Here is a 16,974-nt window from a genome sequence, read left to right as displayed (position 1 = left end):
GCCGGCGTCCTCCGATCGGCCTGAAACGATGACGAAAGCCCCTTCCCCCGATCGGAGGACACCCGGGGGTGTGGTTGCTGCAGTAACCCCTCCAGCACATTACTTCTGCGGCTCGGGTTCTGCGCCCAGTGCCCATTCTGGGCTCCGATTGTGCTGCTTGCGTGCAACTTTCACCACATTGGTGCCCTCAGCACATCCCCGGGCTCCGCACCGTCAATCCGTCGTCATTGCACGGGGGTCGGTCGGCGCAGGGCCCGCGCCAACGGCAGGCACAGCGCGGCACCGGCCGACCCCACGACCACCGCGGCCAAGAGATGACCACCATGAATCGGGCCGTAGGAAGCCATGATTGGCACAACCACCGAAGCAACTGCAGGGGTCATCGACCAGATTCCGTGGTAGCGACCGCGGTTGGCCGGCGCAGCGCTGTGGTGCACGATGCTGGCCGCAACCACGAACCGGGCGTCTCACCCGGTGTGCACACGGCCACAGCCACGGTGAAGCCGAGAGCGGTATGCACGGGCACACCCGACCGGCCGGCCAGCAGAAGCCGAGTCCGCCGGCAACTGCGCGACCGATACTGTCGATCCACCCAAACCGCCTCGGGCCGTCTGGTCTCGACCGCGCCATCGCTGACCGACATGCCCGGCGAGGCGACGCAAACTCGCACTCCCCCGAAGGGGCGAATGTGCGATTCTGCGTCTGTTGGTCAACCGAAATCGGAGGTCAAGTGGAGGGGACAATCGCGGTCCCGGGTGGACGCGTCTGGTTCCAGCGGATTGGTGGCGGTCCTGGTCGTCCGCTGCTTGTAGTGCACGGTGGGCCGGGCTTGCCGCACAACTACTTGGCCCCACTGCGACGGTTGTCTGATGAGCGGGAGGTCATCTTCTGGGACCAGCTCGGTTGCGGAAATTCCGCATGTCCGTCAGACGTAGACCTTTGGACGATGAACCGCTCAGTGGCCGAGATGGCAACCGTGGCGGAAGCCCTTGCCCTTACCCGCTTTCACATCTTCAGCCATTCGTGGGGTGGGATGCTGGCACAGCAGTACGTGCTCGACAAGGCGCCTGACGCCGTCAGTCTGACCATCGCGAACAGCACGGCTTCGATACCCGAATTTTCGGCCAGTCTGGTCAGCTTGAAGTCGTGCTTGGACGTGGCAACTCGCTCGGCAATTGACCGTCACGAGGCGGCCGGCACCACCCATTCCGCCGAATACCAGGCCGCGATCAGAACCTGGAACGAGACTTATCTGTGCCGCACCCGCCCCTGGCCCCGGGAACTCACGGAAGCATTCGCCAACATGGGAACCGAGATCTTCGAGACGATGTTTGGGCCCAGCGACTTTCGCATCGTTGGGAATGTTCGAGACTGGGACGTCGTCGACCGGTTGGCCGACATCGCGGTGCCGACCTTGCTGGTGGTGGGCCGTTTCGACGAATGTTCGCCTGAGCACATGCGAGAAATGCAGGGCCGGATTGCGGGCTCGCGATTGGAATTCTTCGAGTCCAGTTCCCACATGCCGTTCATCGAAGAGCCGGCGCGATTCGACCGGGTGATGCGTGAATTCCTTCGGCTGCACGATATTTGATCTCGCCGGGCCACGTCCTGCCCGTCGTCGGCAACCAACCGCGCGAGCCTCGCGCGTGTGCCTGAGTTTATGCCCGGCAAAGGATTTCACCGTGGGGTATCGCCAGCCAACCGTCCGGGGCCGCGGCCCACTCTCGCCACGCCGTGGAGATCTCCTCGAGTTGCGCGGCAGTGGCCAGACCCGAATCCACCAGCTGGTGAGCCAGATCGGATTGCAGAATCCGGTCGGCCCACACTAGGCCCCACCATTCGCGGGCCGAGGCCGTCGCGAAACACCAGACACTGGCCGTCGGCGTGACGTCGTCGAATCCTGCCGCACGGGCCCAGGACAGCAGCCGCCGGCCGGCATCCGGTTCGCCGCCGTTGGCTCGAGCCGCCCGTTCATAAAGGTCCAACCACCGGTCCAGCGCCGGAAGCTTCGGGAACCAGATGAACCCCGAATAGTCGGCATCGCGAGCTGCGACGATGCCGCCTGGTGTACACACCCGCCTCATCTCCTGTAGTGCCCGTACCGGATCGGCGACGTGCTGCAGCACCTGGTGTGCGTGGACGACATCGAACGCGTCGTCAGGGAAGTCGAGCTTATGCACGTCGGAAGTGGTGAACGAAATGTTTGACAGGCGGTGCAGCTGGGCCTCGGCGCGGGCCAGGCTTAAGGCGTCATCGGTTGGCTCGACGCCGGTCACGGATCCCGGCACGACCCGAGCGGCGAGGTCGACGGTGATCGTCCCGGGGCCGCAACCGACGTCGAGCACCGACAACCCCGGCACCAAGTAGGGCAGCAGGTAGCCGGCGGAGTTTTCCGCAGTGCGTCGCCGGTGACTGCGCAGCACCGACTCGTGATATCCGTGCGTATAAATCACCCGACGTTTGTCGTTCACCGTGCGGTCCCATGGTCGAGGTGTTCGGCTCAAAGCCTACCGCCACTGCGCCCAAATAATGGACATTAATTTCACTATATGAGACGTCAGTCAACTGGCACTTCGAGAATCGGGCGATCGACGCCGGCGCCGGGGCCGTCGAAATGCCACCACTCACCGGAGTACACCGTCAACCCCCCGGCCTGCATGGCGGCTCGCAGGTGGGCACGGTTGGCCTGGGCCTCAGCACTGACGCCCTGCGTTGCAAACGCTGTCGCCCGCGAAGAAAAGTCGTCGAAGTCGGTGCCCATGTCGGCCAGGCACAATTCGCCGGATCGCCGCACTGATGGGCACTGCCGCTGAGCGCTGGCAAACGTCACATCGACCGAACGCCCCGCCTCATGGCTACGCGCGTACTTGCCCGGCCGCGCCACCCAGGCCGGGTTGGGGACCACATCGAACATCCTGACCTGAACGTCGTGGGGCCGATAGCAGTCCCAGAAGACCAGCACCTGCCCGTGTGGGCGCAGCACCGCCGCGGCGGCCGCGAGACCCTCGGCCATGGACTCGTGCACCAGGCATCTTGCCCCGGGCGGGTATAGCTGTGTGCCGGTGAAATTGTTCGCCGTCGCGTAGCGCAGGTCGATGGCGGCATCGGGAACAACACCGCGAACATCGACCAACCCGGCTGCCCGCGCCGCCTCGCTGACTGGCGGCACAGGACCGGACGGCGTGGTGGTGTTTACCGGCCGGACGGGCCACGAGGTCGCACTCGGCGACTCGGACCAACGGCCGGCCGACACGCGGTCACATGCGCAAGGCCCGCAGATGACGACCAGCCCCACCATGAGCAGACGGAGCCGCCCGATCAGACGCACCCGATCATTGTCGCGGATTGTTGCGCCGCGGGCACATCGACGCGAGTTTGCCGACGCTGATCGCCCTGGCGTTCCCGAAATGAGCACACCCAACCATCGCCCGACCCAACACGGCTGGCACCGCGACTGCTTGGCCCGACGGCGCCTGGACTCGTCACTGCTGGTGCCCTGGCCGCGGCGGCACCGAGACCTCGTCGAGTGGGTCGCCGCTGCAACGCTGATGCGACGGAAACGTCGACATGATCGGCATCAGCTACTTCGTTATGACCCAACTCGAGGCGGCGGTCGAGCGGCGCTCAAGGCGATCTTCCCGTTGTGGCGACCGCCGACCTCTCGACGGCGCCAACCACCATGGCTTGTTGGGTTCGTCGTTCCTCGCGCCTGCTCGGCCTGACCTCCAAGCGCAGCGACAAGCTTTGGCGCAGTAGACCAGTCCGTCTGGCCCGGCGCGTGCTGACCACCCCTCGACTGCAGACGAGGTTTCAGACAGCCAACGAGGAGGCCGCGGCAACGATGCTGCGGCAACTCATCAGACTGCCGCACAACCTGCACCCTTGGGGTGAGTCATGGCAGGAGGCAGTGAGTGCGACTCGGATACCGCTACACCTTCCAAGTCGACCAGCTCCGACCTGATATGTTCAATAAATCATTATGTTCAATAAAACTGAACGTGCGGATATACTGAACGCATGGATCAGATCGGGGCTGACCTCGCTGAGGCCGTCGAGCGTCACCTCACCGAATACGGAGTGCGGGTGCTCGGTGGCCTATCAGCATTGAACTCCGCGCATCCCGAATCACTAGACCTTGAGATCGACGCTCACCCCCTCACGATCACTGCCCTCTACCTTCCTCACCTGTCGGCAACGGCAGCACTGCAGGCCTGGGATACCGCCGGCGCTGGTTCGCCGCTGCTTGTGGTGGGCCCGCGTCTGCATCCGTCGAGCGCTGAAACGCTGCGGGCTCGCGGACTCTGGTACATCGACGGAGCTGGGAACGCTTATTTGCGGCACCAGGGTGGACTGCTCATCGACGTGCGCGGCCGACGGTCAGCTGTGTCCGCACAACCGGGCACCCTCGGTGACGGACTGCACAGCGATGGACCGCGTAACCCGTTTACCCCCAAGCGCGCGCAGGTTGTCTGCGTACTGCTTGACGCACCGCAACTGGTCGACGCGCCGCTGCGTGCGATCGCCGCGAGCGCCGGCGTCTCGGTCGGTATGGCCAAGGAGACGATGGATACGTTGCGCACTACCGGCTTCTTCGAACACCTCGGCTCCCGCCGCAGGCTGGTGCGCACCGATGAGCTGCTGGACCTGTGGGCGGCTGCCTATCCGGGGGGTCTGGGCCGGGCCAACAAACTCCTGGTCGCCAGTGGTGATATCCACACGTGGTCCGCACCCGACGGACTCGCAGTGGCGGTCAGCGGGGAACAGGCCCTGCCCGACGAAATCCGCAATCCCGAATCACTGATGCTCTACGTCGACACCCCAGCGCCCGGGCTACCCGCCGACCTGCTTATACACAACCGCTGGCACCGCGACCCACACGGCAGCATCGTGATCCGAAAGCTATTCTGGCGCAACCTACCTGACGAGCAACCGGGGTTGGCTCCCACGGCCTTGATCTATGCCGACCTCCTTGCCTCGCGCGAGCCGCGCCAGGTCGAAGTCGCCCACCTCATGAGAAGGCAGGATGAGCGACTCGCCCGATTATGACCCGGTCCTCCTGGCCTGGGTGACACCGATCGTCACAGCACTTGCCGACGTCGTGCCGGCTGAACAGCTGATGCTCGTCGGGGCACAGTGCCGCGATCTACTGCACTGGCGCTTCTGCCGCGGGGTGCCGCCGCGGGCCACCAACGACACCGATATCGCAGGGACCCTGAACAATTGGGACCACTTCGAGGCAATTCGGGCCACCTTCCGCGCCCTGGGCAGCACCGGGCACCGATTCCTGATCGCCGACCGCGCCGTCGATGCCCTCCCGTTCGGCGAGGTGGAGTCGCCCACCGGCACAACCCGCCATCCCCCAGGCAACCAGCTCATGAACGTCCACGGATGCACCGACGCCTACCTGCGTGCCGATGTTCTGCCTCTCCCTGGCGGCCTGACAGTCCACCTTCCCCAACCGCCGAACTATGCGGTCCTCAAACTGCACGCATGGCTCGATCGGTCCGCGGACCACGACTACAAAGACGGCCCAGATCTGGCCTTGGTGGTGCACTGGTACGCCGGCGACCTCGACCGGCTTTACGCCAAACCAGACCAGTGGGCGCTACGCCGTCACGACTTCGACCTACGCACCGCCGCTGCCGCGCTGCTCGGCCACGACATGCGCGCCAGTGTCAGCGCACCGGAGGCCGCCGTGCTGGCGACGCGCGCCACACAGGCCGACCACGACCTGCTGGCCCAGCACTTCGCCGTGGGTCGACCGGGCTGGCCCACCACCACAGCTTCGCGGCGCCCGCTGGTCGAGGCGTTACTCGACCAGCTCACGCCGGGCTCCTAAATGCGAACCGCAATCACAAATGTACGTTCTCAAACGGCGCGTCATACAGAATTGGTTAGGCAGGGTGGTAGTCGGGATCAATGAAGGCCGCCACGAGTTGGATGCAGCAGCAAGTCTTAGCGACTGCGACTGTCGTACGGTGGCGGCTCGCCTGGTTAAGTAAGCCCGAGACTTGGCGCCGGCGAAAGCGGCGGCAGTCTCAGAAGATTCGACGTTCAGTGCAAAAACAACGTCGCTCGACAGTCTGGGATAACCAACGAAAGACATTCGGCGTCGTGATATCCCCGGCACGCCTGACGGCCTGGATAGCGGCCAGTGCGCTGATCCTTCTGACAGGCACCGAGTTGTTCGGGACAGCGCTCTCGTGGGTCAAGCTTTCCCCCATATGGCATGTCTTCTCCTTTGCGGTGGACACCAGACCCATCGCCACGCTGCTTGATTACGCCTCGCATCCAATAGATCCCCGTAGTTACAGCTCGGTTGCGGTGACAGCAGTCGGTGCCGAAGCGACGCTTCTCGCTTTCTTCTTCGCAACGGTGGGCGTCGTGGCGTCAACAGCCCTCAACACGCTGCGCTCGTCGCCGCCGCTGCTGCTTTCCAGTCCTCGGCTAACTACTGGATGCGATCGCTGATCGTCTGCAAGATGACGTTGGCGATCGGCTCTGCCGGTTCAATACCCAACACGCCAACGGATATGAATACCGACGATTTCAGGCGATACACATGACTCCAACCCGCAGCGCCGATCCTCACGGTGGAGGCGTCCGGCCTGTCGAGGATGAAATCGAAGTAGGGGTCATGCAAGCCAGCACATTCTGCCAGCGACGACTCGAGCCGATGGAACACACCGCGCGCCGTACTCGGGTCCGGGTACAGCGCTATCGCCTGGCTAACCGTCTCGACCATGACCGGCCCGCCCGGTCTGAGGTCGTCGGTAACGCCGTGGTAACCCGCGCTACGGAACTCTGACCAGTCGGTTCCGAAGGTGCGATCACTGCTGCCCACCACACGACAGGGGCCCGGAACGTTCGTGTCCGCCTCCGGCGGTTCACGCAAGTCGGTCTGAAAATGTGCGGCGAGCTCCTCGTAGTTGGCGATGCGCCGTACGTCTTCGATGCTGACGATCAACGAATCGACCCGCGATGTCGGGGGTGCGGTGCTCGGCTGGGTCGATGTGGCTTGAAACGAGCATGCCGTGGTCGCGATGGCCGCACAGCAGACGATGACGGCCGACTTGGCAGCAGTGGAGCAACACACGACTGATCGCCACACTGGCCAGCGCGCGCCACATGTCCGCTGACGGGTTGAGCTCTTTGGCCTCATCGTCGATAAGCCGGCTTCTGCGGACTGGCGTCCGCGATCGGTCATGCTGGGACTTCGGCGTTGGCCAAGCGGGAAACCGCTCCGCCGACGCCGTTGCCGCCATCGTACGGGCGACTGGCGTTTGCTGCGGCTAATTGACAAGAGTGACGGAAGTGCTAACGCACGCCGCCCTTGACCTTAGGCGGCGTCGCCGGTTGTCTCGTTGCGCGAGGCGCACGAACTTGTCGAATCTGTCGAACGTGCGGGGCCAACGCCCGCCCAAACGACCGCCGAGCCGTGCCGGATCTCCGGCGGCCATCGGATGTTGACGAGTGTCAACTTCGTCTCCCGGTAGGCGCTATATGCGCGTATCGTAACGATGGGCGACAGTCAGATCACACCGGCCAGCTGGGAGGTGTCGGATGTCTTTCGTGATTGCAGCGCCGGACTTGGTGGCGATGGCCACGGAGGATCTTGCAGGCATCGGTGCGTCCCTGACCGCTGCCAATGCGGCGGCCGCCGTCCCGACAAGCGGGCTGTTGGCCGCTGCTGGCGATGAGGTGTCGGCGGCCATCGCGGCGTTGTTTTCCAGCCACGGTCAGCAGTATCAGGCGATAAGCGCGCAGGCGGCGGCGTTTCATGCCCGGTTTGTGCAGGCACTGGCCGGGGCTATGGGCGCCTATGCGGCCGCCGAAGCGGCCAACGCGTCGCCGTTGCAGACCCTCGAGCAGGGCGTGCTAGGCGCCATCAATGCACCCGCCGCCGCGTTGTCGGGCCGACCTTTTATCGGCAACGGCACCAACGGCGCCCCGGGGACCGGGGAGGCCGGTGGGCCTGGAGGCTGGTTGTTGGGCAACGGCGGCAACGGCGGTTCGGGTGCTCCGGGGCAGACCGGGGGTGCCGGGGGTGCCGCCGGGCTGCTGGGCCATGGCGGGACCGGTGGGGCCGGAGGCACCGGCGCCTCGGGTGGCAAAGGCGGCACCGGCGGGTGGCTGTGGGGTAGCGGCGGAGCTGGCGGGGCCGGCGGGTCCGGCGGCGGGTCCGGTGGGGCGGGTGGCAACGCGCTGATGTTCGGCATTGGCGGCAACGGCGGAGCTGGCGGGGCCGCCAGCGGAGTCGGGAACGGCGGGGTCGGCGGCGCCGGTGGAGCCGGCGGCGCACTGGTAGCCATCGGTGGCGCCGGTGGCGCCGGCGGGGCCGCTACCACTGGAACCGGCGGTGCCGGCGGCGCCGGCAGCAACGCATTGGGGCTGTTCCTTGGCCTGGGCGGGTCCGGCGGTCAGGGCGGCGACTCGGCCATGGGAAGCGGCGGTGCCGGCGGTGCCGGTGGCTCTGGTGGCGCCGCCAGCCCCTTCGGGATCGACATCGGCATCGGCGGTGCCGGCGGGCACGGCGGCGCAGGTACTAACGGCGGTGCCGGCGGCGCCGGCGGTGCCGGCGGTTCCTCGGGCACCGTTTTCGCGCTCGACTTGAGCTGGGGCGGTGCTGGCGGCAATGGTGGCGCAGCTACCACTGGGACCGGCGGGGCCGGCGGCACTGGCGGCTTCGCTGTTGCCCCCGACTTCATCGGGTTCGGCGCGGCCTACGGCGGGGCCGGCGGGCTTGGTGGGGCTGCGACCGGTGCCGGCGGCACCGGCGGGACCGGTGGCGTTGGTGCCGGCGGCTTCGCGGCTCTGGGCGTGGGCGTCGGCGGCGCCGGCGGGGCTGGCGGGGCCGCCACCGAGACCGGCGGCATCGGCGGCGCCGGCGGATTGGGCGTCGGGCTGCTGGGCGGCGCCGGCGGCGCCGGCGGTCCCGGCGGCGCCGCTTCGGCTGGTAGCGGCGGCCATGGCGGGACCGGCGGCGATGCCCTCGGATTGATCGGCGCCGGCATCGGCGGCGTCGGGGGGGTTGGCGGAGCCGCCACCGACACCGGCGGCAACGGCGGCGCCGGAGGCAGCGGGACCGGGCTGCTGGGCGGCGTGGGCGGCGCCGGTGGGCACGGCGGCGGGGCTTCCGCTGGTACCGGCGGCAGCGGCGGTGCCGGCGGTGACGGCTTCGGATTCGTCGGCGCAGGTGGCAACGGCGGCAACGCCGGCACCGGAGTCGGGGTTAACGGCGCCAACGGCGGCAACGGCGGCAGCGCTACCGGCGCACTCGCGGCCGTCGGCGGGGCCGGCGCGGCCGGCGGGGACGCCACCAGCGGAACCGGCGGGTTCGGCGGTGCTGGCGGCAGCGCCCGCGGCCTGATCTTTGCCCTGGGCGGCGCCGGAGCCGCCGGCGGCGACGCTTCCACGGGAGTCGGCGGACCCGGCGGTCCGGGTGGCACGGGCACCGCCAGCAGCCCCTTCGGGATCGCCATCGCCATCGGCGGTGCGGGCGCGCAGGGCGGCACCGGCACTAGCGGCGCCACCGGCGGAGCCGGCGGTGACGGCGTCTTCGAGGGCATTGCTGTCCTCGGCCTAGGCTTTGGCGGCGCCGCCGGGGCTGGTGGTGCCGCCACCGGGGACGGCGCCACCGGCGGAGCCGGCGGCTTCGGCGGCGCCGGCGCTAGCCTCGCAAACTTCCTTGGATTCTCCGTGCTGCACGGCGGCGCCGGCGGGGTTGGTGGCGCAGCCACCGGGGACGGCGGCTTCGGCGGGGCCGGTGGCGGTGGCGGGTCGAGCATGCCCGTGATCCTGGGCGTGGGCATTGGCGGTGCCGGCGGCGACGGCGGTGCCGCCCCCGGGACCGCCGGCACCGGCGGCGACGGCGGCGCCGGCGGCAAGGCCACATCGGTTGGGATCTCCGTGGCCGGTGCCGGCGGTGCCGGCGGCGCCGCCCCCACCGGTAACGGCGGCGACGGCGGCGACGGCGGCGAGGCCCTCGGATTAGTCGGCTTAGGCGGGAACGGCGGCAACGCCGGCACCGGCGTCGGGGCTGCCACCGGCGGCAACGGCGGCGACACGACGCTAGTTGTCAACGGCATGCTCGCCCCGTCTACCCTCGGCTACGGCGGCAATGGCGGCAACGGCGTCAACGGCGGAGCCGGCGGTACCGGTGGCAACGCCGGCGTGTTTGGCGCACCGGGACAGAACGGCTTGCCATAACCGGATGAGCACTCGCAACCTGCAATGCCGACTCAGGTCGGTGCGGTCATCGCGTCCATGCGGGTAAACCAGGTGGCCAGGCCGTAGTGGCCGGCTTCTGGATGAGTAGTTGCTAAACTCCGTGCCGAGCGTGCGCTGGTGGCGGCGACACGCCAGGTGATGCCGCCGTGGTTGCACGTTCGGCGTGTCGACTTGTGACGGTCGTCGATCACGTGGTCCAACCGGGCCGGCTAGGGCAGCAGCCCGGGCAGCCCCTCCGCGCCGATCAGCGAACCACCGGCGCCGCCGGCACCGGGGCTGCCCGCGGACGTGCCGGTCCCCCCGTTGCCGCCGTTGCCGCCGTTACCGAGCCCGAAGGCGGCTCCACCGGGCCCGCCGTCCCCGCCGCCGTTCCCGCCGGCCCCGCCGGCCCCGCCGTTACCGCCGTTGCCGATCAGCCCGGCCTTGCCGCCGGCCCCGCCAGCGCCGCCGAGGTCGGTTCGGCCGGAGCCGCCGGCCCCGCCAGCGCCGCCGGAGCCGAACAGCAGGCCGGCGTCGCCGCCGGCCGCCCCAGGCCCACCCGTAGTGAGGCCGAATCCGCCGGCACCTCCGACCCCGCCGGAGCCGACCAGCAGGCCGGCGTCGCCGCCGGGCCCGCCGGCCCCGCCGGTGTCAAAACCCTGCCCGCCGCCACCGCCGGCACCGCCGGCGAGACCGGGGGCGAGCAAGCCCGCGTTGCCGCCGGCCCCACCGTCGCCAGCAACGCTACCGCCGCCGCCGGATCCGCCGGCCCCGCCGGCCCCGAACAGCCCACCGACCCCACCGGCCCCGCCGGCCCCCCCGACGTTGTTGCCCGATCCGCCGGCCCCGCCGGCCCCGCCACCGGCGAACAGGCCACCGGCCCCGCCGGCCCCGCCCTCCCCGCCGCGGAATCCGCCGAATCCGCCGGCCCCGCCGATCCCGCCACCGGCGAACAGGCCACCGGCCCCGCCGGCCCCGCCCTCCCCGCCAGCCCCGCCGCTGACGCCGGACCCGCCGGCCCCGCCGGCCCCGCCGCCGTTGAACAGCCCACCGGCCCCTCCGGGCCCACCGGCCCCGCCCGCGGCGAACCCGCCAATCCCGCTGGACCCGCCGGCTCCACCGGCCCCACCGGCCCCAAACAGCAAGGCTCCACCGCCGGCCCCACCGGACCCGCCGGTGGCGCCGGTTCCCGTGACGGCCCCGCCCGCGCCGCCGGCCCCGCCGGCGCCGAACAAGATCCCGCCGGCCCCGCCATCTCCGCCCGCCCCGCCGCTGACGCCGGACCCGCCGGTCCCTCCGCCGCCGAACAACCACCCGCCGTGCCCGCCGGGGGCCCCGCTGCCCGGGGCGCCGTTGGCGCCGTTGCCGATCAGCGGGCGCCCGGTCACGGCCTGGATGGGCGCGTTGACTGCGGCCAACGCCTGCTGCTGCGCGGTGTGCAGCGGGTTGGTGCTGGCCGGGGCGTTGGCGCCGTCCAAACCCAACAACAGCCCACCGATGCCGCCGACGCCGGTGCCGCCCGGGGCATCGCCCATTCCGCCACTGCCGCCGTTGCCGCCGTTGCCGATCAGCCCGGCCCCGCCGCCGGCGCCGCCGGCACCGCCGTTCCCGGCCCCCCCGGTGGCAACCGACGTGCCGCCGCTGCCACCGTTGCCGCCGTTGCCGATCAGCCCGGCCCCGCCGCCGGCCCCGCCGGCACCGCCGGTAGAGCCGTTGGCGAAGCCCCCAGCGCCGCCGGCCCCACCGGCCCCACCGGAGCCGAACAGCAGGCCGGCCTTGCCACCTGCCCCACCGGCCCCGCCGGAGTTACCGGTGTCACCGAAGGTGCCGGCAGCCCCACCGGACCCACCGGCCCCACCGGAGCCGAACAGCAGGCCGGCCTTGCCACCCGCCCCGCCGGCCCCGCCGGTTCCGGTGGTAGCGGCCCCGCCGGCCCCGCCAGCGCCGCCGTCGCCAAGGGCGAGCAGGCCGGCGCTGCCACCGGCCCCACCGTGCCCGCCGGTGTGGTTGCCTTGCCCGCCGAGCCCGCCAGCGCCACCGGCTCCGAACAGCCCGCCGGCCCCACCCGTCCCACCAGCCCCACCGGTACCGCCGGACCCGCCGGCCCCGCCAGCGCCGCCGCTAGCGAACAGCCCTCCGGCCCCACCCGTCCCACCAACCCCACCGGTACCGCCGGACCCGGCTCCCCCGCCAGTACTGCCGACCCCGCCGCTGGCGAACAACCCACCAGCCCCACCGGTGCCGCCGGCCCCACCGGTGCCCGTCGATGCGAACCCGCCGAACCCGCCGCTGCCGCCGCTGGCGAACAGCCCGCCGGCCCCACCGGCGCCACCGGCCCCACCAGCTGCGCCGGAACCGCCGGAACCCCCGGCCCCGCCGGCCCCACCGGCACCGAACAGCAGGGCAGCCCCGCCTGCCCCACCGGCCCCTCCGATGACACCCGCGACCGCGGAGTCTCCACCGGCCCCGCCGGCACCTCCGACACCGATCAACCCCGCGGGCCCGCCGGCCCCACCGATGGCGCCGGGCGCCCCGGACCCGCCGGCCCCGCCGTTGCCGATCAACCACCCGCCGGGCCCCCCCGGGGCCCCGGTGCCCGGCTGGCCGTTGGCGCCGTTGCCGATCAGCGGGCGCCCGGTGGCGGCCTGGATGGGCGCGTTGAACACGTCGATCAGGCTCTGCAACGGCGATGCGGCGGCAATCTCGGCGACCGCATAGGACCCCGCACCCGCGGCCAGGGCCTGCACAAACTCGTGATGAAACGCTGCCGCCCGCGCGCTGAGCGCCTGAAAATCCCGCCCGTGGGCGGAAAACAGCGCAGCGATCGCCGCCGACACCTCATCCGCGGCCGCGGCCTGCACCGCGCTGGTCTGGGCCGCCGCGACCGCGCTAGCCAAACTGAGCGCCGAGCCGATGCGGGCCACCTCTGTTGCCGCTGTGGCCAGCGTAGCGGGCAACACGCTCACATAAGACACGCGACATCTCCTCCCACAGCGACATGACCTCGATGCCAACCGATCCTGCGATCGACCGATCGCAGGGAGGAATCAGCAGGAAGCAGTGTAATCCCGTCGGGCCGCCAACATCCGGGAATACGAGGGTTGCCCTAGCCGGCGGCCCTTCGCCACGCCAAGGCCTTCGAGGCTTGCGCGCGTCTGGTTTTCCGGCGCATCGCCCATGGATGGTCCGGTGACTCGATCGGCGTGCGAACCGCGACAAGTCTTCTGGGCCTTCTGGCCTGGGACAACACCAGCGCTCACGTCGCATTTCTCTACAGTCCAAGACCACACTTTTGACCCATTCACTGCATGCGTTCACCACCGAGCCGGCGGTGGTTGACGAGCGGAATTTGATGTCGGCCAATGGGTTTGGCGCCTGTGATGCTGGAAATGGCTGAACAATCAGGTCTTTCACGAGCGATCGAGGAGCAGATGGACCCGCCGTTCGACCCGGGTGGAATCCGCAGCGATCAACCCGGCCGGCAATCTCGATCATCGCCGCGATGGCCTACCGGGGCGGGACGGCATCGGTGATCCGGGCGTGTGCTCACGACCATCGCAGCCCGGGACCAATCACCCAGACCCAGGGAGGTCGGCTACGTAGCAGTGCTGCCACAGTGCCTATCCAGGTAGACCATGGTGGCCAGGGGCGGGATCGAACCGCCGACCTTCCGCTTTTCAGGCGGACGCTCATACCGACTGAGCTACCTGGCCGGAAGGCAGCATGTGCCTCACCGTCCTGGCGACCCTGACGGGACTCGAACCCGCGACCTCCGCCGTGACAGGGCGGCGCGCTAACCAACTGCGCCACAGGGCCTTGCTGTGTTGTGTGCTCCGCGATACCGCGTCGCAGGTACCCCCTACGGGATTCGAACCCGCGTTACCGCCTTGAAAGGGCGGCGTCCTAGGCCGTCTAGACGAAGGGGGCAGAACCGAATCTCTCCGGGGCACTCGCAACGTGGTGACCGTTGGGAGCCACGCCAGCTTAGGTCACCCCCAGCCTATTCCTCAAACGAGCGGCCGACGCCAACGCAGTATCCTGAGTCTTCGCGCCCCTATAGCTCAGTTGGTAGAGCTACGGACTTTTAATCCGCAGGTCCCAGGTTCGAGTCCTGGTGGGGGCACAAACAGGGGCACGAAGCCGTGCGCATCGCCGATTCCCTCCCGATGCACGGTCCGGCGATCTGAGCAAAGCAACCTGGCTATGCTTGCTGTCTATGCTCCCCGAGACAAATCAGGATGAGGTCCAGCCCAACGCACCCGTTGCCCTGGTGACGGTGGAAATCCGTCACCCGACAACGGATTCGCTCACCGAATCAGCGAACCGGGAGCTCAAACACCTGCTTATCAATGATCTACCGATCGAACGCCAGGCGCAGGACGTCAGCTGGGGGATGACGGCGCCCGGTGGAGCCCCCACCCCGGTCGCGGATCGTTTCGTTCGTTATGTCAATCGCGATAACACCACCGCCGCTTCACTGAAGAACCAGGCGATAGTCGTGGAGACCACCGCCTACCGCAGCTTTGAGGCCTTTACCGACGTTGTGATGCGGGTCGTGGATGCTCGCGCGCAGGTCTCGTCAATCGTTGGGTTGGAGCGTATCGGTCTGCGCTTTGTTCTGGAGATCCGCGTCCCCGCGGGTGTCGACGGCCGGATCACGTGGAGCAACTGGATCGACGAGCAGCTGCTCGGGCCGCAGCGTTTCACTCCCGGCGGCCTGGTCCTGACCGAGTGGCAGGGTGCCGCAGTCTACCGTGAGCTACAACCAGGCAAATCGCTCATCGTGCGCTACGGCCCGGGTATGGGCCAAGCGCTTGATCCCAATTACCATCTGCGCCGAATAACACCCGCCCAAACCGGACCATTCTTCCTGCTGGACATCGATAGCTTTTGGACTCCCAGTGGCGGCTCCATTCCCGAGTACAACAGGGACGCCTTAGTGTCGACATTCCAGGACCTGTACGGTCCGGCCCAGGTCGTGTTTCAGGAGATGATCACCAGTCGCCTGAAAGATGAGCTGCTTCGCCAGTAAGCGGTCAGATCGCTTGCTTTAGCGCATGAGCGTCGCGCTGCTGTAGGTGAGGTCGGCAAACGCCGTCGCGAGCTCGTCGTCGGGATAGGCAAAGCCGTTTGCCTCGTACAACTGCGTGACCGTAAGCGCCGAGGTCTGCCAGCCATCGCGGGTTAAATAGTCGAGAACGTGACCACGCTGACCGTGGTACACCAGCTCGTTGAGGTCGATGTCGAATCCGAGCTCGCTCATCCGATTGTGATAGTTGCGCCATCGCTCATCGGCAAAAATCGCGGTATCCGGCACGAATTCGAACGCCAGCCGACTACCGGGAGCACTCAACGCGGTGATGTTGTCGAACAGCGCATCCTGAGCTTCGACCGGCAGGTATACCAGCAACCCTTCAGCACTCCAGGCCGCTGGCACCTTCGGATCAAAACCCGCCGTCTGAAGTGCGGTGGCCCAGTCGTCGCGCAAGTCGACCGCGACAGTCCGGCGTTCGGTGGCCGGCTCGGCGCCCAGATCGCTCAGCGTGGCGGTCTTGAACTCGATCACCTCCGGCATGTCCACTTCGTAGACGATGCTGCCCACCGGCCAGGCAAGGCGGTAAGCCCGGGCGTCCAGCCCGGACGCCAGGATGACGAACTGGCCGATGCCACTGTGGGTGGCATCAAGGAAGAACTGATCGAAGAACCTGGTGCGGCAGGCCATCCCCGTGGCCATTCGCTGCGGATCGAACTCGGAATCCCCCTCGACGGGGATCTGCCAATCCACCAGCCGCGTGTAGACGTCCATACCAACGGCACGCACCAACGGCGCCGCATATGGATCATCGATCAGCGCATATCGCGGGTCGGCAGCCAGCGCGCGCTGGGCGGCGACCATGGTAGCCGTCGCCCCGACACTCGTCGCGAGATCCCAGCGATCACGATCGGCGCGTACCATCGTTGCCCCCTCAAGCAAAACGGATATGCGATAAATGTAGATAGTCTAGCTACTACCGTGGTCTCCACTGCGAACTACCGTTGCAAGTGAGTGATCTTTAGTGGTCACGCGACTAGCACCCCGTCTCGGGGTTGTTCGCCAGCCGGGTGGCCGGTTCCCTTCCGCGCTTCACGGCCACCCGCCGGGCCAGGCCCGGTCTTACGGTCGGCTCCACGCTTGACGGCGGCCCCAACTGGGCCGACGACGCTAGGTGGTTCCTCGTAGCGTGCGAGGTTGATCGCGGCGTTGTCGTCACGTTGGTGCGTGATCGAACAGCCGTCGCATTGCCATTTTTCGTCCCAGCCGATGTCTTGCACATGCCGGCAGGCCTGGCAGGTTTTCGACGATGGGCCCAAACCAATGATCCGACCGCCCACGCCGAGAGCCTTACCATCCGTGCCGCGTGCACCAAGCTGGGCACTGAGCACCTGGTCGGTACCACTCTCAACGTGCTGGCCCATCCGTGTCCGATGTGCTATGGATCGCTGTACTACTGCTCACCCGATGAGGTTGTCTTCCTGACGTCGCGTGACGCCTATGAACCGCATTACGTCGATGACCGCAGGTACTTCGAGCCCGCCACCTTCTACGACGAGTTCGCCAAGGAATGGCAGGACCGGCGCCTGCCGATGCGCCAAGAGCACCGGCCCGATATCAGGGCTGGCGCGGTGGATGTCTACCGGTTCCGGCAGGAACCCAACGGCGGTGAGCGCAGCGCGATCGCCGCTCCGACGGGCTGAGCGGGCGCCGACCCGCGACCTTGACAGCCC

General features: G+C 68.5%; 13 protein-coding genes, 4 tRNA genes and 2 pseudogenes. 8 read left to right on the top strand and 11 right to left on the bottom strand.

The window, feature by feature from the left end; genetic code table 11:
• Positions 1 to 224 precede the first annotated feature (224 nt).
• Positions 225 to 514 (bottom strand): annotated as a pseudogene (locus tag MCAN_RS23375) (MFS transporter); the annotation flags it as partial.
• Positions 515 to 730: 216 nt separating this feature from the next.
• Between MCAN_RS23375 and MCAN_RS04400 the strand changes: the two are divergent.
• Complete coding sequence (locus MCAN_RS04400) at positions 731 to 1,591, top strand: proline-specific peptidase family protein (RefSeq protein ID WP_003404376.1); 861 nt, start codon at positions 731 to 733, stop codon at positions 1,589 to 1,591.
• 67 nt (positions 1,592 to 1,658) lie between these two features.
• On the opposite strand, the gene MCAN_RS04395 is transcribed toward MCAN_RS04400, so the two are convergent.
• Together MCAN_RS04395 and MCAN_RS04390 are read right to left on the bottom strand one after the other, a co-directional pair.
• Positions 1,659 to 2,471, bottom strand: coding sequence for a class I SAM-dependent methyltransferase (locus MCAN_RS04395; protein WP_014000455.1), 813 nt, complete (start codon positions 2,469 to 2,471; stop codon positions 1,659 to 1,661).
• Between the two features lie 86 nt (positions 2,472 to 2,557).
• Entirely contained in the window at positions 2,558 to 3,328 is a 771-nt protein-coding gene (locus MCAN_RS04390; protein ID WP_014000454.1) for a M15 family metallopeptidase, read from the bottom strand.
• Positions 3,329 to 4,017: 689 nt separating this feature from the next.
• Between MCAN_RS04390 and MCAN_RS04385 the strand changes: the two genes are divergently transcribed.
• The 3 genes from MCAN_RS04385 to MCAN_RS21060 all read left to right on the top strand — a co-directional run bounded on the left by MCAN_RS04385 (position 4,018) and on the right by MCAN_RS21060 (position 6,471).
• Positions 4,018 to 5,046 (top strand): type IV toxin-antitoxin system AbiEi family antitoxin, encoded by a 1,029-nt coding sequence (locus tag MCAN_RS04385; RefSeq protein ID WP_003404368.1) that lies wholly within the window; start codon positions 4,018 to 4,020, stop codon positions 5,044 to 5,046.
• Complete coding sequence (locus MCAN_RS04380) at positions 5,024 to 5,839, top strand: hypothetical protein (protein ID WP_003404365.1); 816 nt, start codon at positions 5,024 to 5,026, stop codon at positions 5,837 to 5,839. Before MCAN_RS04385 ends, MCAN_RS04380 begins: the two co-directional genes overlap by 23 nt.
• A 218-nt stretch (positions 5,840 to 6,057) precedes the next feature.
• Positions 6,058 to 6,471, top strand: a complete 414-nt coding sequence (locus MCAN_RS21060; protein WP_003913158.1) for a hypothetical protein — start codon at positions 6,058 to 6,060, stop codon at positions 6,469 to 6,471.
• On the opposite strand, the gene MCAN_RS04375 is transcribed toward MCAN_RS21060, so the two are convergent.
• Positions 6,452 to 7,096: a sensor domain-containing protein gene (locus MCAN_RS04375; RefSeq protein ID WP_003404362.1), complete on the bottom strand. Its 645-nt coding sequence runs from the start codon at positions 7,094 to 7,096 to the stop codon at positions 6,452 to 6,454. The genes MCAN_RS21060 and MCAN_RS04375 overlap by 20 nt on opposite strands.
• A gap of 467 nt (positions 7,097 to 7,563) precedes the next feature.
• Between MCAN_RS04375 and MCAN_RS04370 the strand changes: the two genes are divergently transcribed.
• Positions 7,564 to 10,209, top strand: coding sequence for a PE family protein (locus MCAN_RS04370; protein WP_014000453.1), 2,646 nt, complete (start codon positions 7,564 to 7,566; stop codon positions 10,207 to 10,209).
• A 32-nt stretch (positions 10,210 to 10,241) separates the two neighbouring features.
• Here MCAN_RS04370 and MCAN_RS23925 read toward each other — a convergent pair whose 3' ends face one another.
• From MCAN_RS23925 to MCAN_RS04345, 5 genes are all read right to left on the bottom strand, one after another.
• Positions 10,242 to 10,421 carry a hypothetical protein gene (locus MCAN_RS23925; RefSeq protein ID WP_003404355.1) on the bottom strand — a complete coding sequence of 60 codons (180 nt, stop codon included), beginning with the start codon at positions 10,419 to 10,421 and terminating at the stop codon, positions 10,242 to 10,244.
• An 18-nt stretch (positions 10,422 to 10,439) separates the two neighbouring features.
• Entirely contained in the window at positions 10,440 to 13,184 is a 2,745-nt protein-coding gene (locus tag MCAN_RS04360) for a PE family protein PE_PGRS12, long form (protein WP_014000452.1), read from the bottom strand.
• A 661-nt stretch (positions 13,185 to 13,845) separates the two neighbouring features.
• Positions 13,846 to 13,922: transfer RNA gene (locus tag MCAN_RS04355), tRNA-Phe, on the bottom strand.
• Between the two features lie 26 nt (positions 13,923 to 13,948).
• Positions 13,949 to 14,025, bottom strand: a tRNA-Asp gene (locus MCAN_RS04350).
• A gap of 37 nt (positions 14,026 to 14,062) precedes the next feature.
• Positions 14,063 to 14,136 (bottom strand) — tRNA-Glu (locus MCAN_RS04345).
• A 123-nt stretch (positions 14,137 to 14,259) separates the two neighbouring features.
• Between MCAN_RS04345 and MCAN_RS04340 the strand changes: the two genes are divergently transcribed.
• Together MCAN_RS04340 and MCAN_RS04335 are read left to right on the top strand one after the other, a co-directional pair.
• Positions 14,260 to 14,332, top strand: a tRNA-Lys gene (locus MCAN_RS04340).
• Between the two features lie 93 nt (positions 14,333 to 14,425).
• A complete protein-coding gene (locus MCAN_RS04335) occupies positions 14,426 to 15,241 on the top strand; it encodes a TIGR04255 family protein (protein ID WP_003404352.1) in 816 nt (271 codons plus the stop codon).
• Between the two features lie 18 nt (positions 15,242 to 15,259).
• On the opposite strand, the gene MCAN_RS04330 is transcribed toward MCAN_RS04335, so the two are convergent.
• Both MCAN_RS04330 and MCAN_RS04325 read right to left on the bottom strand, forming a co-directional pair.
• Positions 15,260 to 16,165 (bottom strand): SAM-dependent methyltransferase, encoded by a 906-nt coding sequence (locus MCAN_RS04330; protein WP_003404349.1) that lies wholly within the window; start codon positions 16,163 to 16,165, stop codon positions 15,260 to 15,262.
• 104 nt (positions 16,166 to 16,269) lie between these two features.
• Positions 16,270 to 16,554 (bottom strand): annotated as a pseudogene (locus tag MCAN_RS04325) (zinc ribbon domain-containing protein); the annotation flags it as partial.
• Between MCAN_RS04325 and MCAN_RS04320 the strand changes: the two are divergent.
• Positions 16,489 to 16,944 carry a deaminase gene (locus MCAN_RS04320; protein ID WP_049805721.1) on the top strand — a complete coding sequence of 152 codons (456 nt, stop codon included), beginning with the start codon at positions 16,489 to 16,491 and terminating at the stop codon, positions 16,942 to 16,944. The pseudogene MCAN_RS04325 and the gene MCAN_RS04320 overlap by 66 nt on opposite strands.
• Positions 16,945 to 16,974: the final 30 nt, after the last annotated feature.

The sequence above is a fragment of the Mycobacterium canetti CIPT 140010059 genome, from assembly GCF_000253375.1.
Classification (GTDB): Bacteria; Actinomycetota; Actinomycetes; order Mycobacteriales; family Mycobacteriaceae; genus Mycobacterium; species Mycobacterium tuberculosis.
This window is presented reverse-complemented; position numbering and strand designations above follow the sequence as displayed.